Consider the following 17642-nt stretch of genomic DNA (forward strand, 5'->3'; position numbering starts at 1 on the left):
CCATGCTATCGATGCGCCGGGGCGCATGCTGTTCGAGGTCTCTGGCGCACCACACCGGAGGATGGCAACTTCCCTTGCGCCGTAGCCTCACCGAACAGAACAGGCTGTTCGCGAGGCTGTCGATCGGAGGCGGAACGCCGTCCTGATGCCCTGACAGTGGGCCGGTTTACTTGATGCCGAAGATCAGGTCGAATGCCGCCCCGCCGCGCGGGCCGGCGCAATACTCGAGATGGCCGCCATGCGCTTCGGCGATCGCCCGGACCACGGAGAGGCCGAGCCCGCTTCCCGAGCGGTCCTCTGCGCCGCGCGAAGACCCACGCACGAACGGCTTTGACAGCCGGGGCAGGTCGCCACCGTCGAGACCGGGGCCGTCGTCGTCCACCCGGATCACCACCTTGCCGTCGCGTGCGAACAGCGCGATGCCGATAACCTCGGGCGACGCGTGCCGGCGGGCATTGTTGACCAGCGCCAGCACGGCCTGACGCACCCGCAATATGTCGACCCGGGCACGGAGATCCATAAGGTCGAGTTGCAGCGAGATGCCGGCGGACAGCAACTCGTGCCGCAGCATGTCCGCCAGTTCCGACAGATGCGGTTTCAGCCGCTCGTCGGCGAGCTGCAAATCCAGGTGTCCGCTGTCGGCCAGGGTGACCGTCCGCAGGTCTTCGACCAGCCGGGCAAGCGTATTGACCTGATTGAGCAGCCCGGTGAGAGAGACCTCGTCCAGCGGGAATATCCGGTCGATCATGCCCTGCAACCTTCCCTTGAGGATGGTAAGCGGGGTGCGCAGTTCATGGGCGATGCTGGCATTCCAGGCCATCATCTCGTTCGACATGTCTTCGAGACGCTGCGCCATGGCGTTGAAATCCTCCACCAGATCGGCGGTCTCGCCCGGCGAATTCCTGTCCGCCACCGCGCGGGCGGAGAGGTCGCCGTTCTTGATGCGTCTGGCGCTCGTCGCCAGCGAATTGAGCGGCGCGACGATGCGGCGCGCCAATCGGAACGAGGCCAGCGCCGCCACAACGAGCACCGGCAGGATGACGATCGCCAGAATGAGGAAATCGGTGCCGGTGAACCTCTCCTCGTCGGTCGCCAGAGACGGCAGATACTCCCAGAGCAGGCTGAACAGGATGAACGTGCCGAAGAATACCACCAGACCTGACACCACGGTCGCCGACGCCATCAGCAGGAGGATTTCGCGGCTGATCCGGTAGCGCAGCGTCATGGCTGGACACCCAGCCGGTAGCCGACGCCGCGCACGCTTTGCAGCATGCGCACCGCCCCCGCCTCTTCGAGCTTCTTGCGCAGCCGGCTCAGGTGGCTGTCCACGGTGCGATCGAGGGCATCGGAACCGGGAAGGCAGGCATCGACCAGTTCGCTGCGCGAGAACACCTTGGTCGGCGTCCGCGCCATGTGAACCAGCAGGCGGAACTCGGTGAGCGTCAGGTTGAGGGGCTGGTCGCCCTGCGGCGACGTGACGCTGGCCTGATAGGCGTCGAGATCGATCGACAGCCCGCCGACCCGCAACACGGCAGCCTCGGATATGGTGCCCGCCCGGCGCAGGACGGCGTTCGCCCTCGCCACCACCTCGATCGGGTTGAACGGCTTCACTACATAATCGTCGGCGCCGAGGCGCAGGCCCTGCAGGCGGTCGAGGTCGGCATCGAGCGCGGTGATCATTATCACCGGCGTGTTGCCTCTCTGGCGGATGCCGGCCAACACCTGCCATCCGTCGACGCGCGGCATGGTGACGTCGAGGAGCAACAGGTCGGGTTTCAGGGCGGTGTGCAGATCGAGCGCCACCTGGCCATCCCGCGCATGGGTGGTCCTGAATCCCTCTCGCTGGAAATAGGCTTCCAGAATTCCGGCGATCTCGGCGTCATCCTCGGCAATCAGCACCAAAGCGTTCATCGGCTCATACTCCTCATGCGAGTGTTGCCAGAGCACGCCTGCCACGTCGAGCATCAGCAGTCCGCCTCCACACAGGCTCCACCAATCTGCAACAAAACGCCAATGCTGCCGACCGATATGCATCGGGCGCCGCCATGGCGCCTGTAGCCAACCGGATTGCGCCGATGCCCCAGACCCTCCGCCTGTCGATTGTCCTGCTTGCCGCCGCCCTGTGCCTGGCGGCGTGCAAGCAGGAGACCGATACGCCTGAAACCGATGCCGGCGCGGCACCCGCCACGGTGTCGGTCCTCACCGCCACGCCTGAGGCGATCACCGTCTACGACGATCTGTCGGGACGCATTTCGGCCGATCGCACCGTCGAGATCCGGCCGCAGGTCGGCGGGATCATCCTGAAACGCCTGTTCGAGGAAGGGGCGACGGTCGAGGCGGATCAGCCGCTGTTTCAGATCGATCCGGCGGTCTTCGAGGCCGAGGTGGCGGCGGCGGAAGCCGTGCTCGCCCGCACGGAAGCCGACCTCGTCAATGCGGAGGCGAAGCACACGCGGGCGCTCGCTCTGGCGCAGGCCAGGGTGTCCGCCGAACGGGCGACGGAGGATGCCGTCGCCGCGCTCGCCCAGGCAAAGGCGAATGTCGCCGAGGCCCGGGCCAATCTCGACCGCAAGACGCTCGAGCTGTCGCATGCCGTGGTGCGCAGTCCGATCAGGGGCCGCATCGGTGCGACCCTGGTCAACGAGGGAACGCTAGTGGCGCCGGGCGCCGGCCCGCTTGCCGTCGTGCAGCAGATCGGCGTGGTCTATGCCGACGTGAAGCAGCCGGTCTCCGCCCATGAAAGCCTGCGCGAGCTGATCGCCTCCGGCGCGGCCGCCGATCCCGGCGACCGGCCGGTGCAGATCCTGTCGCCGCTCGGCACGCCCTATGCCGTTTCGGCGCGCGCCCTGTTCTCGGACATCACCGTCGATCGCAGCACCGGCAACATCAATATCCGCGTCGAGATCACCAACACGGACGGCTCGCTGCTGCCGGGCATGTTCGTCCGGGCGCGCCTGCCGCGCGCCACCTACCACGCCGCGCTGACCGTGCCGCAGGAGGCCGTCCAGCGCGATACGACAGGCCATGCTCAGATCGTCGTCCTCAACCCGGACAAGACGGGCAGCCTGCGCCGGATCGAGCTGGGGCCGCTGGTCGGCCATCGCTATCTGGTGGCGGCGGGCCTCACGGCCGGCGAGACCTTCGTCGTGCTCGGCGCAGACCGGGCGCGCGAGGGCGTCGTCCTGTCGCCGGTCCCCCATCAGCAGAAGACCGCAGAGGCGGCGCAGTAAGCGGGAGACGGATCATGCCGCAATTCTTCATCGACCGGCCCGTCTTCGCCTGGGTCATCGCCATCTTCATCTCGCTGGCCGGCATCATCGCGGTGCCGCAGCTGCCGATGGCGCGCTTCCCCCCGATCGCGCCGCCGAGCGTCAGCATATTGACCAGCTACACCGGCGCCAGCCCGCAGACCATCAGCGACAGCGTGATCGCGCCGATCGAGCGCGAGCTGTCCGGCGTCAAGAACGTCCTCTATTTCGACTCGTCGGCGGACACGTCGGGTTCGGCCAACGTCAACGTCGTCTTCAAGCCCGGCACCGACCCGACGCTGGCCCAGGTCGACGTGCAGAACCGCTTGAAGGGAGTGGAAGCCCAGCTTCCCGAAACCGTGCGCCGCAGCGGCCTGTCCGTCGAAGCCGCATCGTCCGGCTTCCTGATGATCGTCACGCTGAGTTCCAGCGATGCCGCGCAGGACCCGCTGTCGCTCGACAGCTATCTGGTCCGCAACATCGTGCCGGAGCTTCGCCGCGTCGCCGGTGTTGGCCAGGTGCAGTCTTTCGGCACCGAGGCCGCCATGCGCATCTGGCTCGATCCCGCCCGTCTGGTCGCCTACTCGCTATCGGTCGCCGATGTCACCGGCGCGATCCAGGCGCAGAACGTGCAGGTCGCCCCCGGCCGTCTCGGCCAGGAGCCGGCCGTACCCGGCCAGACCGTCAACGTGCCGCTGAGCGTTCGCGGCCAGCTGAAGACGCCCGAGGAGTTCGCCGCCATCATCCTGCGCTCCAACCAGGACGGCTCGAAGCTGCGTCTCGGCGACGTGGCGCGGGTGGAGATCGCCTCGCAGAGTTCAGGCTTTCTGGTGCTGGACAACGGCAGGACCGCCACTGCGGCAGCCATTCAGCTGGCCTCCGGCGCCAACGCGGTCAGCACGTCGGACGCGGTGCGGGCGCGCATGGCAGAGCTTCGCGCCTCCATGCCGCGCGGCATGAACTATTCCATCGCCTTCGACAACGCGCCCTTCATCAAGCTTTCGATCCACAAGGTGGTGGCGACGCTTTTCGAGGCCATGGCGCTGGTCTTCCTGATCATGCTGCTGTTCCTGCAGAACCTCCGCTACACGATCATTCCCACCATCGTGGCGCCGGTTGCCCTGTTGGGCACGGCGGCGGTGATGCTGGCCATCGGCTATTCGATGAACACGCTGACCATGTTCGGGCTGGTTCTGGCCATCGGCATCATCGTCGACGACGCCATCGTGGTGGTGGAGAACGTCGAGCGCATCATGCGCACCGAAAACCTGCCGGCGCGCGAGGCGACGCGCAAGGCCATGCGGGAGATCACCGGCGCCATCATCGGCATCACGCTGGTGCTCACGGCCGTTTTCATCCCGATGGCCTTCGCCAGCGGTTCGGTCGGCGCGATCTACAGGCAGTTCACCGTCTCGATGGCCGTGTCGATCCTGTTCTCGGCCTTCCTGGCGCTGACGCTGACGCCGGCGCTGTGCGCGACGCTGCTGCGGGCCGAGGACGCCAATCACGACAAACGCAACCGGTTCTTCGCCGCCTTCAATCGTGGCTTCGAGGCGCTGACCGGCCGCTACACCGGCTGGATCCGCAGGCTGCTGCGCCGCGGCGGTCGTGTCATGGCCGTCTATGCCGGACTTCTGGTGGTTCTTGCCTGGGGTTTCTCGACGCTGCCGTCGGCCTTCGTCCCGCAGGAAGATCAAGGGTCGTTCATGACCTCCTTCACCTTGCCGGCCGATGCCACGCTCGCTCGCACCCGAGACGTGGTCGCCCTCTATGACCAGCACCTTGCCAAGCGGCCGGACGTATCCGGCAACCTCACCATCACCGGCTTCAGCTTCAACGGCTCGGGCCCGAATGCAGCCCTGTCGTTCACCACGATGAAGGATTGGGAAACGCGCAGCACGACGGTGGACGATGAGATCGCAGCGGCCAGCCAGGCGATGGCCGCCGCGCCGGAAGGCGAGATCTTCAGCATGAACCCGCCGGCCATCGACGAGCTGGGAACCAGCGCGGGATTCACCTTGCAGCTTCAGGACCGATTCGGACGCGGTACGGCGGCCCTGCTCCAGGCGGCGCAGAAGCTCGTGGCTCTCTCTTCCGGCAGCAAGCTGGTGACGGATGTGCGTCCTGACGGGCTGCCGAGCGGTCCGAACGTCACGCTGGTCATCGACCGCGACAAAGCCGAGGCGCTGTCCGTGCCGTTCGCCACCATCAGCGACACGCTCGGCGCCATCATGGGCTCGGCCTACGTCGGTGATTTCCCACAGGCCGACCGCCTGTTGCAGGTGATCGTCCAGGCCGACGCGCCGGCCCGCATGCAGGTGGACGACGTGTTGCGCCTGCATGTCCGCAACACCGCCGGCGACATGGTGCCGCTCTCCGAGATCGTAAGGCCGGAATGGTCCTCCGAGCCGTTGCAGCTCGCCCGCTTCAACGGCTACCCGTCGCTGTCGATCTCCGGTTCGGCGCCGCCGGGCGTGTCGAGCGGCAGCGCCATGCGGGAGATCGAACGGCTGGCCGGCCAGTTGCCCGAGGGTTACTCGATCGCCTGGACGGGCCAGTCGCTTCAGGAACAGCAGGCAGGCACTCAGGCGCCGATGCTGGTCGCGCTCTCCTTCCTGGTGGTGTTCCTGGTACTCGCCGCGCTCTACGAGAGCTGGACGGTGCCGTTCGCGGTGATGCTGGTGGTGCCGCTCGGCGTGCTGGGCGCCGTCGCCGCCATGCATCTTCGCGGTCTCGAGAACGACGTGTTCTTCAAGGTGGGGCTGATCACGCTGATCGGCCTGTCGGCCAAGAATGCCGTGCTGATCGTCGAATTCGCGCGGCAACTGCACGCCGGCGGACAGTCCCTGCACGACGCCATCGCCAATGCTTCGAGATTGCGGCTGCGGCCGATCGTCATGACGTCGCTCGCTTTCACGCTGGGCGTCGTGCCACTGGTGATCGCCAGCGGCGCGAACTCGGCGACGCAGCACGCCATCGGCACGGGACTGTTCGGCGGCATGATCTCCGCCACGGTACTCGCCGTTCTGCTGGTGCCGGTCTTTCATTCCGTCACGGTGGCAAGCGTCGAGACATGGCGGCGCAGGCGGGGAACCGGCCGCTCCGCCAGTCACAGAGGGTCGCTTCACGACAGAGAGGCTTGAATGAACACCATCGAAACCGACCGTCTCGTTCTCAGGAATTTCAGGACGGAGGACGCCGGTGACCTGTTCGCCTACCTGCATCAGCCGGTGGCGAACTGCTTCCTGTCGCTCAAGCTGGAGGACATCGGCTCGGCGGAAGCGGAAACCGAAACGCGGAGCAAGAGCGACGAATACCTCGCTGTATGCCTGAAAGACACCGGCAAGCTGATCGGCGATCTCTTCGCGATCCCCGAGGAGGATACATGGTCGGTCGGATGGAACTTCAACCCGGCATTCGGCGGCGCCGGTTATGCGTCCGAGGCCGCCCGCGCCCTGTTTGATTATCTGTTCACGGTCAAGGAGGCCCGGCGTCTCTACGCCTACGCGGAAGACCACAACATCGCCTCGCAACGCCTGTGCGAGCGGTTGGGCATGCGAAAGGAAGGGCTGTTCAAGGAGTTCGTGTCGTTCACGACGGATGCCCGGGGGGCGCCGATCTTCGAGAACACTCTGCAATACGCTATCCTGCGGAAGGAGTGGCGCACATGAGCGCCGTGTCTTGCGCGACGTTGATCGTATCCCACAGCGCTGCGCAACTGGCGGTGTGTCGCCACCATCGCCTGTGATTTGCCGGGCCGGTCAGTTGGCGAAGGCGGGAGGCCGGCGGCGGCATCTACCCCTGGGACAAACCGGTGAAGCTGATCGACGGGACTTGCGCGGAGGATGGCGGAGGATGGAGTCCGCAGCGCGGCTGGACTGCATTCAGAACCCCACGTCAACATGGCGAGCCAGCCGGACACGGGTCTCGGCACCGCCAACGCCATCACGGCGGCGTCCTGACCCAAAATCGGCCTTGTCCGTGCCAGCGCATGGCTCTCATGTCCTGCTTTGTCTTGACTTCTCCGGCCTCAGGCCTCATGTGGAAGCCGGACGGGCGACCAGTCGCCCCCTTTGCGGCCGCGTGAACGGATCGGTTTCGATCCTCAGGCCGTCCTCCTCCCGATAATTGGCCCGATCACGCGGGGCCGGTTGCCCCCGCGAACGTCCCCGGCTTTTCTGCCGGCGGCTCCGCATGGTTTGAAAGCAGTTTTCCCTTTGACGTCCTTTTCCGACTTCGGCCTTGCCGACAGCCTGACCCGCGCGCTCGTCGACGCGGGATATGAAACCCCCACCCCGATCCAGACGCAGGCGATCCCCGACCTCCTGAAGGGCCGCGACCTTCTCGGCATCGCCCAGACCGGCACCGGCAAGACCGCCGCCTTCGCCCTGCCCATCCTGCAGCGCCTCGCGCCCGGCAAGCCTGCCGCGCCGCGCCGCGTCCGCGCCCTTATCCTGTCGCCGACCCGCGAGCTGGCCACCCAGATCGCCGAGAGCTTCAAGGCCTATAGCCGCTACATGAACCACATGTCGGTCGCCGTGGTGTTCGGCGGCGTCGGCCATCGTCCCCAGGAAGACCGGCTGAAGCGCGGCGTCGACATCCTCGTCGCCACCCCCGGCCGGCTGATGGACCACATGGCCGCCGGCATGGTCTCCCTCGAATCGACCGAGATCTTCGTGCTCGACGAGGCCGACCAGATGCTCGACATGGGCTTCGTCCAGCCGGTGCGCCGCATCGTCAAGACCCTGCCCAAGGCGCGGCAGAGCCTGTTCTTCTCGGCCACCATGCCCAAGGAGATCGGCCAGCTGGCCGGCGAGATGCTGTTCAACCCGGTCACCGTGTCGGTGGCGCCGGCCGCCACCACCGTCGAGCGCGTCGAGCAGCGGGTGATCCACGTCGAGACCGCCGCCAAGCGCCGGCTGCTGCTCGACGTCATCGTCGCCGAGAAGCCGGAGCGGGCGCTGGTGTTCACCCGCACCAAGCACGGCGCCGACCGCGTCGTCCGCCAGCTCGGCCAGGACGGCGTCGAGGCCGCCGCCATCCACGGCAACAAGAGCCAGGCGCAGCGCGAGAAGGCGCTCGCCGCCTTCAAGGCCGGCTCCATGCCGATCCTGGTCGCCACCGACATCGCCGCCCGAGGCATCGACGTGACGGGCGTCAGCCACGTCATCAACTTCGACCTGCCGAACATCCCGGAAAGCTACGTCCACCGCATCGGCCGCACGGCGCGCGCCGGCGCCTCCGGCGTCGCCATTTCCTTCTGCGCCGACGACGAGCGGCCCTATCTCAAGGACATCGAGAAGGTCACCCGTCAGAAGATCCCGGCCGAGGATCGGCGCGGCACCATCGCCCTGTCCGAGCGGTCGGACGCCTCCGATCGCCACGAGCGCCCGGCCGGCAAGCGGCCGCAGGGCGGCAACCACGCCGGCAACCGCCGCCCTGCCCCGCCCGCCGTCTCGGCCGACCAGCAGCGCCGCGACGCCATGCCGGCCGCCAAGGCGCGCCAGCCCGGCGCCGCCAAGCCCTCGCATGTGGCCAGCGGCAAGCCAGGTCCGTCCAAGGCGGCGCAGCGCCCGATCCATCGCGACACCGGCGCCACCGAGGAGAGTCTCGGCCGCGTCGGCTTCCTGGCCGGCGGCCGCGATGGCTTGACGCGCAAGTCCGGCGACGGCCGGGTCCGCAACGGCCGCTGATCGCCATCGTCGTCATTGCCCCTCGCACCGCTCCGGACCTATAACGCTCCGGACCGATGCGAGGGAGCGACGCCATGACCTATCAGGCCAAAGCCGACCGTTACGACGACATGATCTACCGCCGCGTCGGGCGCTCCGGCCTGAAGCTGCCGGCCGTCTCGCTCGGCCTCTGGCAGAATTTCGGCGAGAACGCGCCGATCGAGCGCGGCCGCGCCATCTGCCGCGCCGCCCTCGACCTCGGCGTCACCCACTTCGACCTCGCCAACAACTACGGCCCGCCGCCCGGCACCGCCGAGGAAGCCTTCGGCCGCATCCTCGCCACCGACTTCCGCCCCCATCGCGACGAGCTGATCATCTCGACCAAGGCCGGCTACGGCATGTGGCCGGGACCCTACGGCGAATGGGGCAGCCGCAAGTACCTGATCGCCTCGCTTGACCAAAGCCTGAAGCGTCTCGGCCTCGACTATGTCGACATCTTCTATTCGCACCGCTTCGATCCGGAGACGCCGCTTGAGGAGACCATGGGCGCGCTCGACCACATCGTCCGCTCCGGCCGGGCGCTCTACGTCGGCATTTCCTCCTACAATGCGAAGCGCACCCGCGAGGCCGTCGCCATCCTGAAGGGGCTCGGCACGCCCTGCCTCATCCACCAGCCGAGCTATTCCATGATCAACCGCTGGGTGGAGGACGACGGCCTTCTCGACACGCTGGACGATCTCGGCCTCGGCGCCATCGCCTTCTCGCCGCTCGCCCAGGGCATGCTAACCGACAAGTATCTGAAGGGCGAGGTGCCCGAGGGCAGCCGCGCCGCCCGCAAGGGGCCGCTGAAGCCGGCCTTTCTCGGCGACGACAACCTCGCCCGCCTCAGGGCGCTGAACGATCTGGCGGCGGCGCGCGGCCAGACGCTGGCCCAGATGGCGATCGCCTGGGTGCTGAGGGGCGGCCTCGTCGCCTCGGCGCTGATCGGCGCCAGCCGGCCCGAACAGGTGGCCGACTGCGTCGGCGCGCTGAACAACCTCGATTTCTCGGCCGACGAGCTGGCCGAGATCGACGCCCGCGCGCCCGACCTCAACGTCAACATCTGGGCCGCCTCGTCCGAGCGGCCGGGGCCGTCGCGCTAGGACAGCGGATTCGGCCTTCGCGTCCCGCCCGTCTCAAAGCGAGCCACATCGCGCGGCGCACCGCCGGCAATCCCCTTTGCCGCCGTCGAACGTCCGGAGTGCCGATCGGCAACGGCAAGTCGTCAAGCACAATCGCAGGATGAAGAACTATCGAAGACCGATCGGGCGTCGGTAAAAGACGACGCCTCGACTTGGCGCCCGAAGTTTAAGCCCCCTGCGCGGGCATGTATAATTTCGGCGTTTCCAAAATATTTACCAATATTCAACACTCGCGAACCTACCGTCGGACCGTCTCCAATCGGAGGTTCATGATGCGCATCGAGGGCAGCCTTTCCACCCGTCTTCTCTGGACCACCGGCGCCACGGTCGGCCTGACTATCGTCCTGTCCGTCGCGGTGATGGCATGGAATTCCGCCCGGCAGGTCGAGGCGGAAATCATGACGCTGGCCACCGAGAAGGCGTCCAGCATCGCCAAGGGCGCGGAAAACCAGATCACCGAGGCCGTTTCGGCCGGCGCCACCCTGACGGCGACGCTGTCGGGCCTGGCGATCAAGCGCAACACGCAGCGCGCCGACGTCATTGAAATGATCAAGGCTGTTCCGGCCGCCTTCCCCAACGTCTTCGGCGCCTGGATGTGCGACCTGGTGGACCGGCCGGCCGGCGACCTGTTCAAGGGCAGCGAGGGCGCCAACGAGGCCGGGCAGTTCTCGCCCTACTGGACCAAGTCCCAATCGGGCGAGCTGTCGTTCTCGACCTTCAAGATCGATCCGACCGCCAGCTGGTATGCCGCCCCGCTCAAGGCGCAGACCGGGACGATCTCCGAACCTTACCAGTCGGTGCAGAAGAAGCTCCTGACCTCGGTCACCGTCCCCCTGAGGGTCGACGGCAAGATCGTCGGCCTCGCCGGCGTCGACATCCAGCTCGACGACCTCGCGACGAGTTTCAGCCAGATCCGTCCGTTCGAAGGCGGCCGGGTGATGCTGGTATCCAACGCCGGCAACTGGCTGGTGCCGCCGGACGCCGACAGCCTGATGAAGCCCTACGCCGGCATCGGCGAGGCAGAGGTCAAGGCGGCGCTGTCGGACGGCAAGATGCGCACCATCTCGGGATTCGACGATGGTTCCGTCCGCATCGTCTACCCGTTCTCCGCATCGGGCATGAACACCACCTGGGCCGCCATCGTCGACGTGCCCAGGGCGGTGTTCGTCGATCCGATCTACGACAATGCAATGGTCACCTTCGCCGGCGGCCTCCTGGTGCTGGCCGTGGCGCTCGCCGCGATCCTGCTCTCCACCCGCTACGTGGTGCGGCGCCCGCTCGTCCACACGCTCTCCAGCGTCAACGCGCTGATCGACCGCCGCTACGACGTCACCATCGGCGACACCGAGCGCAAGGATGAGATCGGCGCCATCAACAAGGCGCTCGAAGTGTTCCGCGACAAGGCGCGGCAGGCCGAGACGCTGTCCGAAGAGCAGGCCGCCGAGCAGCAGCGGCAAATCGAGCGCGCCGAGACGATCCGCGGCGCCTCCCAGCGCTTCGATCGCGAAATCGCCGGCCTGACCGATCGCGTGCTGGGGCTGGTCGACGAGTTGAACAAGGCCTCGCAGACGCTGACCCAGGGCGCCGACGACACCAGCATGAAGAGCGCCACGGTGGCCTCGGCCTCCGAGCAGGCGTCGGCCAACGTCGGCGCCGTGGCCTCGGCGGCCGAGGAGCTGAACACCTCGGTCGACGAGATCGGCCGCCAGATCAGCCAGTCGGCCGAGATCGCCTCGCAGGCCGTCGGCCAGGCGACCGACGCCAACAACCGCGTCGACGCCCTGTCGGGCGCCGCCCAGCGCATCAGCGAGGTGGTCCAGCTCATCGACAGCATCGCCGCGCAGACCAACCTCCTGGCGCTCAACGCCACCATCGAGGCGGCAAGGGCCGGCGAGGCGGGACGCGGCTTCGCGGTGGTCGCGGCGGAGGTGAAGCAGCTCGCCGACCAGACCGCCAAGGCGACCGGCGAGATCGCCGTGCAGATCCAGTCGGTGCAGTCGGTGACGGCGTCGACGGTGGAGGCGATCCAGGCGGTCACCGCCACCATCCAGGAGATGAGCCGGATTTCGCGCGGTATCCATATCTCGGTCGAGCAGCAGGGCAGCGCGACGCGCGAGATCGCCACCAACATCCACGAGGCATCGGCCGGCACGCGCGAGGTGTCGCAGAACGTCTCGGCCGTCGCCAGTTCGGCGACCGCCACCGGCGAAACGGCCCGCAAGGTGCAGGAGGTGGCGATGAGCCTCTCCGGCCATACCCAGAATCTGCGGACGACGGTGGCCGGCTTCATCGACAGCGTCCGCAAGACCGCCTGACGCTAGCCTCTCGATACGTGTCCCCGCCGTGCCTCGGCGCGTGCGGGGGCCGCCCTTTACTCGGCGGCGAGCGACGTCCGCATGGCGGCGGTGGCCTCGATGAAGCCGCCGCCCAGCACGCGCGCCTCGTCGCCGGGGCCGTCGTAGAGCACGCAGGCCTGGCCGGGGGCGATGCCCTGCTCGCCGTCGAGCAGCTCGATGCCGATGCGGCCGTCCTGCCGGACGATCATCGCCGCCTGCGGCGGCCGCGACGAGCGCACCTTGGCGAACACCGTGCGGCCGCTGTCGGCTTCGGCGTCGAGCGACGTGCCGCCGATCCAGTTGAGGTCGCGCAGCGTCAGGCGATGGGTGATCAGCGCCTCGCGCGGACCCACCACCACCTGCCGGCTGGCCGCGTCGAGGCGGACGACGAACAGCGGCTCGCCGGTGGCAACGCCGAGGCCCTTCCGCTGGCCGACCGTGAAGTGGATGATGCCGGCGTGGCGTCCGAGCACCCGGCCGTCGACGTGGACGATATCGCCGGCCGCCGCCGCTTCCGGCTTCAGCTTCTCGATAACGTCGGCATAGCGGCCCTGCGGCACGAAGCAGATGTCCTGGCTGTCGTGCTTGTCGGCCACCTCGAGGCCGAGGTCGCGGGCGATTCCCCGCGTTTCCGGCTTGGTCAGGTCGCCGAGCGGGAAGCGCAGGAAGTCGAGCTGCTCCTGCGTCGTCGCGAACAGGAAGTAGCTCTGGTCGCGGTCGAGGTCGACCGGCCGGTACATGGCGCGATGGCCGCCGGCGAGCCGCGAGCGCACGTAGTGGCCGGTGGCCAGCGCCTGCGCCCCGAGGCTGCGCGCCGTATCCAGAAGATCGGAGAACTTGACCGTCTGGTTGCAGGCGACGCAGGGCACCGGCGTCTCGCCGGCCATGTAGCTCTCGGCGAAGCGGTCGATCACCGCCTCGCGGAACCGGCGCTCGTAGTCGAGCACGTAATGGGGGATGCCGAGCCTTGCGGCCACGTCGCGGGCGTCGTGGATGTCCTGCCCGGCGCAGCAGGCGCCCTTGCGGTGGATCGCCGCGCCGTGGTCGTAGAGCTGGAGCGTAACGCCGACGACGTCGTAGCCCTCGTGTTTCAGAAGACCGGCCACGACGGAAGAGTCGACGCCGCCGGACATGGCAACGACGACGCGGGTATCCTCGGGGCGGCCTTCGAGATCGAGCGAATTCAGCATGGCGTCTTTCCGGCGGCAGGGCCCGGACGCCGCCGGGAGCCGCTCTCACGATTGATTCCTAATAGCTGCTTTGTCCGCCAACCTCCAGAGCCGCGCCGGCATGGCTGGGTCAATTCTGCCGGGTAGCGGCAATCCTTGCCGGCCGCGTCGAGGCAGCGGCGGGCGAGACGTGACGACCGTTGGATAAAAAGCTGTTTCAGACCAAATACTTGCCCTGATGTCCCCCTGGCCGCGCCGTTGGCCTTTCCCTTGCACCCGCAAGGGAGACCGAGTTTGTCCCGTGTAGCGGATCCGTCCATGGCCACTGTCGCTCCCGTTCTGCCGCTTCCCCAGCCCGTTGCCCCGGCGCCCGCCGCCAGCGTGGCCGCCGCCCGGGGCGTCGGCAACGACTTCCGCGACATGGTCGCCGAGGCCGCCGACAGCGAGCCGACGGACCAGCCGGCGCCGGCCCGCGACGCCACGCCGGCGCGCCGGGCCGACCGTACCGATCGCCCCGACCGCTCCTCCTCCCGACGCGACGCCGCAGCCGCCGACCGTCCCGACCGCTCCGCCTCCCGACGCGACGCCGCAACCACCGACCGCACCGACCGCACCGCCTCCCGGCGCGATGCTGCCGCTGCCGACGATAGCGCCGATGACGCCGACATCGCCGCCGTCAAGCCCGAAGACACCAAGGCGGCGGACGCCGCACCGGCGGCCCAGCCGGCCGCCGCGCCACTTGGTTATGCGGTCTTCTCGTTGACCGGTCCCGGATCGCCGGCCGAAGGCGACGCCGCCATCGCTGCCACAGCCGTCGCGGCCGCCGGAACCACCCCGACGCCGGCTCCCGCTCCGACGGTCCCGCCGGCGCCGACGGCTGATGGCTTCCTCAACGCCCTTGCCGCCGCCGGCAAGGACGCGACGCCTGCCGCGACTACGCCGGCAAGGTCCCAGCCAGCCGGCCAGCCTGCGGCCGATGCAGCGGGTCCCGCCACCGCTTCGCCCGTCGCCGCCGAAACGGCCGCCACGGCCGCGCCGGTTGCGTCAGCGCCTGCCGCGTCTGCCGCACCGCAGTCCGCCGCGACGACGGTGGACACCGACATCCCCATTCCAGCCATCCTGCCGCAGGTCGCCACTCCGGCGGCGAAGCCTGCCGACGCCGCCCCTGTCGCCGCCCCTGTCGCCGCCCCTGTCGCCGCGCCGACGAGCGAGGCCGTCGATCTGCCGGCATCGCCAGTGGTGTCCGACACTCCGGCCGCACGGCTACAGGGCGACGTCACCGCCGACCAGCCGGTCCGTCCGGCCGCCGCCGCATCCCGGCCGGCGCCAACCCCCGACACGCCGGCCACCACCATCGCCCGGCCCGCCGGAACTTCGGCGGGAACCGACGCACCGGCCGCGCCCGCCGCTGCCGCGCCGGTGACCGTCGTCGATGCCGACACGGCGACCCCGGCCGTTGCCACCTCGCCCGGCGAGACGGCGTCCAGGCCGGTCGACAGTGCCGCCAAGCCAGCCGCCGTCCAGACCGCCGTCGCCACCGCCGATGACGCCGCCAGCCAGCCCGCCGACGATGCGGCCGAGCCGGTCCAGCCGGCGTCGGCGCCACCCCGCGCGCCGCAGCCGTCGTCCGACGCCGGCACGGCGGCCATCATCTCTGCCGCCGCGGCCGACGCCGCCGGCGATCAGGCGATCGCCGCGTCCGCGTTGACCGCCACGGTCAATGCCAAGCCGACGGCCGGCAAGGCAGGCGCCGCCGACAAGCCGGCCAAGACCACCGACGAGGCCGGCGGACAGCCGTCCGGCAGCAGCAAGGGCGCGGCGCCCAATCAGGCAGCCGACAACGATCTTGCCAGGCCGAAGACGGTGAGCGGCGTCTCCAGCGCCGCCCGCGCCTTCGCCGACCGGCTGCGCGACGTCAACGCCGGCAGTACCGCGTCGTCGGACGGCGCCGCGTCGGACGGCTCGCCGCAGACGGCGGCGCTGCCGACCGGTCAGACCGCTCCGACCGCCGCCGCTTCCCAGTCCGCCGCCACGGCCGCCACCGCCGCCGTGCGGCTCGAGGATGTCGGCGCCACCATCGTCCGCCACGTCAAGTCCGGCGAGACCAGCTTCTCGGTGCGGCTCGATCCGGCCGAGCTTGGCAAGGTCGACGTCAAGGTCGCCTTCTCGTCCGACGGCAGCGCCCGCGCCCATCTCGTCGTCGAGCGTCGCGACACCTTCGACACGCTGTCGCGCGACCAGCGGCACATCGAGCAGACGCTGCGCGACGCCGGCTTCGAGGTGAAGGAAGGCTCGGTATCGCTGTCCATGCGCCAGGACGGCGGCCAGCAGGACCGTTCCGCCTTCGCCCGCCAGGACCAGCAACAGCAGCAGTTCCGCCAGCATCAGGCGGACAGTCCCGTCACCGTCAAGACCAAGGACGACGTCCCGGCGACGATCGTCAATGCCTACAGCCCGCGCGGCGACGGCCGCATCGACATCCGCGTCTAGAGTGCGAGGGAGATCATCATGAGCGTATCCGGCATTGGTGCCACCACCTCGAACACCACCGGCACCGGCGCGTCCGCGGCGACCAACTCGCTGATGTCCAATTACACGACGTTCCTGACGATGCTCACCACGCAGCTCAAGACGCAGAGCCCGCTCGACCCGATGGACGTCAACAGCTTCACCCAGCAGCTCGTGCAGTATTCGTCTGTGGAGCAGCAGATCCAGACCAACGCCAACCTCAAGTCGATGATGGAGACGCTGACCTCCAGCGCCGCGCTGCAACTCGTCAACTACATCGGCAAGTCGGTCGTCGCCTATTCCGACACCACCAAGTTCGACAGCGGTGAAGCGGCTTGGACCGTGAACTCCAGCGCCGCGTCCTCGGGCGCCAAGGTGACCATCACCGACGAGAACGGCGGCGTGGTCTACCAGGGCACCACCGACCTCAAGGCCGGCGACAACGCTTTCACCTGGGATGGCCAGGGCTCGAACGGCAACGACTACAGCGCCTCGACCGGCGCCTTCACCATCTCGGTTGCCGGCACCGACACCAACGGCAAGGCGGTGTCGATCACCACCGAGGTCAAGGGCAAGGTGCAGGCGGTCGACACCTCCTCGCAGCAGCCCTACATCAAGGTCAACGGCCGCCTGCTGCCGCTGTCGGCGCTGACCGAAATCTCGGTCTGACACCGGGTCGCCCTTCCCTGCCCAAAATCTCGGAGGCCGCCGTGCCATCGGCGGCCTTTCCGTCGTTCCGGCGCTTTCCACCGGATCGCCGATGCGTAGTTCTGCGCATCGAGCCGATGGTCGCGACGCGACGCCCCTTTCCGCCAGCGATGCCGGTCCGGCCGGCAATCTTCGTCCGCCCGTTAACCTTTGAGGCGGAAAACGACGCGGTTTCCGCGGCCGGATGGTCCAATTCCTAAAACGGAGGCCACCGGACCGCTTTCGTCAAGTCGTTCAAAATCTTACTGAATTCTTGCGGAGCAATTAGGCGTTTTTTAAACGGCTTGATCTAGGATGCGTTCCTGAAGGTCAGATTTGTGTGAGAGTAGAATGACCGAACAGATGCGTCCGCGCGTAAAATATGTCATCGGGCCGGATGGAAGTCCGTTGACGATCGCCGATTTGCCGCCCGAGGGAACCCAGCGCTGGGTGATCCGTCGCAAAGCCGAGGTCGTCGCCGCCGTGCGCGGCGGTCTCCTGTCGCTGGAAGAGGCTTGCAAGCGCTACACCCTCACCGTCGAGGAATTCCTGTCCTGGCAGCAGTCGATCGACAAGCACGGGCTTGCCGGGCTTAGAGCGACGCGCGTCCAGCAGTATCGCCCCTAGCGCCTGACGCGCCGCGCGCGTTCCGATGGAGCCTTTTCGAGGGCGACCGGTCCGGCTGGATCGGTCGCCTTTTGCTTTTTGGAAGGCGCCAGGCGGCGGGCTTTTACCTACTTCACACCCTCCGCTGGCCGGCCCGGCAAAAATTGCCGTGGATTTTGCAATTCTTAACAAACCAGCTTTGGCGGTTTTCCGCCAATCGCGCCGGAACGGACAT

The 17642-nt window shown here is 68.1% G+C and carries 12 protein-coding genes; 9 read left to right on the plus strand and 3 right to left on the minus strand.

The features are described 5' to 3' along the window. Positions 1-166: 166 nt before the first annotated feature. Together H512_RS0114235 and H512_RS0114240 are read right to left on the minus strand one after the other, a co-directional pair. Entirely contained in the window at positions 167-1225 is a 1059-nt protein-coding gene (locus H512_RS0114235) for an ATP-binding protein (RefSeq protein WP_026784025.1), read from the minus strand. Beyond that, the gene (locus tag H512_RS0114240; protein WP_026784026.1) at positions 1222-1911 is read right to left on the minus strand and encodes a response regulator; all 690 of its coding nucleotides are present in this window, start codon (positions 1909-1911) and stop codon (positions 1222-1224) included. Before H512_RS0114240 ends, H512_RS0114235 begins: the two co-directional genes overlap by 4 nt. A gap of 164 nt (positions 1912-2075) precedes the next feature. Between H512_RS0114240 and H512_RS0114245 the strand changes: the two genes are divergently transcribed. From H512_RS0114245 to H512_RS0114270, 6 genes are all read left to right on the plus strand, one after another. Further along, positions 2076-3230 (plus strand): efflux RND transporter periplasmic adaptor subunit, encoded by a 1155-nt coding sequence (locus tag H512_RS0114245; protein WP_026784027.1) that lies wholly within the window; start codon positions 2076-2078, stop codon positions 3228-3230. A gap of 14 nt (positions 3231-3244) precedes the next feature. Then, positions 3245-6391 (plus strand): multidrug efflux RND transporter permease subunit, encoded by a 3147-nt coding sequence (locus H512_RS0114250; protein ID WP_026784028.1) that lies wholly within the window; start codon positions 3245-3247, stop codon positions 6389-6391. Continuing rightward, positions 6392-6919, plus strand: coding sequence for a GNAT family N-acetyltransferase (locus tag H512_RS0114255; RefSeq protein WP_026784029.1), 528 nt, complete (start codon positions 6392-6394; stop codon positions 6917-6919). 546 nt (positions 6920-7465) lie between these two features. Next, the gene (locus tag H512_RS24115) at positions 7466-8941 is read left to right on the plus strand and encodes a DEAD/DEAH box helicase (protein WP_053239891.1); all 1476 of its coding nucleotides are present in this window, start codon (positions 7466-7468) and stop codon (positions 8939-8941) included. A 74-nt stretch (positions 8942-9015) separates the two neighbouring features. Continuing rightward, positions 9016-10062, plus strand: a complete 1047-nt coding sequence (gene mgrA / locus H512_RS0114265; protein ID WP_026784030.1) for an L-glyceraldehyde 3-phosphate reductase — start codon at positions 9016-9018, stop codon at positions 10060-10062. Between the two features lie 308 nt (positions 10063-10370). Beyond that, on the plus strand, positions 10371-12416 hold the full coding sequence (locus H512_RS0114270; protein WP_036791853.1) for a methyl-accepting chemotaxis protein: 2046 nt from the start codon (positions 10371-10373) through the stop codon (positions 12414-12416). A 56-nt stretch (positions 12417-12472) separates the two neighbouring features. Here the strand turns inward: H512_RS0114270 and mnmA are convergent, their stop codons facing one another. Next, the gene (gene mnmA / locus H512_RS0114275) at positions 12473-13627 is read right to left on the minus strand and encodes a tRNA 2-thiouridine(34) synthase MnmA (protein ID WP_036791857.1); all 1155 of its coding nucleotides are present in this window, start codon (positions 13625-13627) and stop codon (positions 12473-12475) included. 297 nt (positions 13628-13924) lie between these two features. Here mnmA and H512_RS0114280 point away from each other — a divergent pair, with 297 nt between their 5' ends. The 3 genes from H512_RS0114280 (at position 13925) to sciP (ending at position 17428) form a co-directional block, all read left to right on the plus strand. Next, complete coding sequence (locus H512_RS0114280) at positions 13925-16096, plus strand: flagellar hook-length control protein FliK (RefSeq protein ID WP_026784033.1); 2172 nt, start codon at positions 13925-13927, stop codon at positions 16094-16096. Between the two features lie 18 nt (positions 16097-16114). Continuing rightward, positions 16115-16783, plus strand: coding sequence for a flagellar hook assembly protein FlgD (locus tag H512_RS0114285; RefSeq protein ID WP_036791860.1), 669 nt, complete (start codon positions 16115-16117; stop codon positions 16781-16783). A 369-nt stretch (positions 16784-17152) separates the two neighbouring features. After that, positions 17153-17428, plus strand: coding sequence for a CtrA inhibitor SciP (sciP, locus tag H512_RS0114290; RefSeq protein WP_026784035.1), 276 nt, complete (start codon positions 17153-17155; stop codon positions 17426-17428). The last annotated feature ends 214 nt before the right edge of the window (positions 17429-17642 follow it).

The organism is Pleomorphomonas koreensis DSM 23070 (assembly GCF_000425185.1).
GTDB classification, from domain to species: domain Bacteria; phylum Pseudomonadota; class Alphaproteobacteria; order Rhizobiales; family Pleomorphomonadaceae; genus Pleomorphomonas; species Pleomorphomonas koreensis.

Coding starts and splice junctions, on each gene's coding strand:
- H512_RS0114280 (WP_026784033.1), top strand. CDS start 13,925: ATGGCCACTGTCGCTCCCGTTCTGCCGCTTCCCCAGCCCGTTGCCCCG.
- H512_RS0114255 (WP_026784029.1), top strand. CDS start 6,392: ATGAACACCATCGAAACCGACCGTCTCGTTCTCAGGAATTTCAGGACG.
- H512_RS0114250 (WP_026784028.1), top strand. CDS start 3,245: ATGCCGCAATTCTTCATCGACCGGCCCGTCTTCGCCTGGGTCATCGCC.
- H512_RS0114240 (WP_026784026.1), bottom strand. CDS start 1,911: ATGAACGCTTTGGTGCTGATTGCCGAGGATGACGCCGAGATCGCCGGA.
- H512_RS0114235 (WP_026784025.1), bottom strand. CDS start 1,225: ATGACGCTGCGCTACCGGATCAGCCGCGAAATCCTCCTGCTGATGGCG.
- sciP (WP_026784035.1), top strand. CDS start 17,153: ATGACCGAACAGATGCGTCCGCGCGTAAAATATGTCATCGGGCCGGAT.
- H512_RS0114245 (WP_026784027.1), top strand. CDS start 2,076: ATGCCCCAGACCCTCCGCCTGTCGATTGTCCTGCTTGCCGCCGCCCTG.
- H512_RS0114285 (WP_036791860.1), top strand. CDS start 16,115: ATGAGCGTATCCGGCATTGGTGCCACCACCTCGAACACCACCGGCACC.
- mgrA (WP_026784030.1), top strand. CDS start 9,016: ATGACCTATCAGGCCAAAGCCGACCGTTACGACGACATGATCTACCGC.
- mnmA (WP_036791857.1), bottom strand. CDS start 13,627: ATGCTGAATTCGCTCGATCTCGAAGGCCGCCCCGAGGATACCCGCGTC.
- H512_RS0114270 (WP_036791853.1), top strand. CDS start 10,371: ATGATGCGCATCGAGGGCAGCCTTTCCACCCGTCTTCTCTGGACCACC.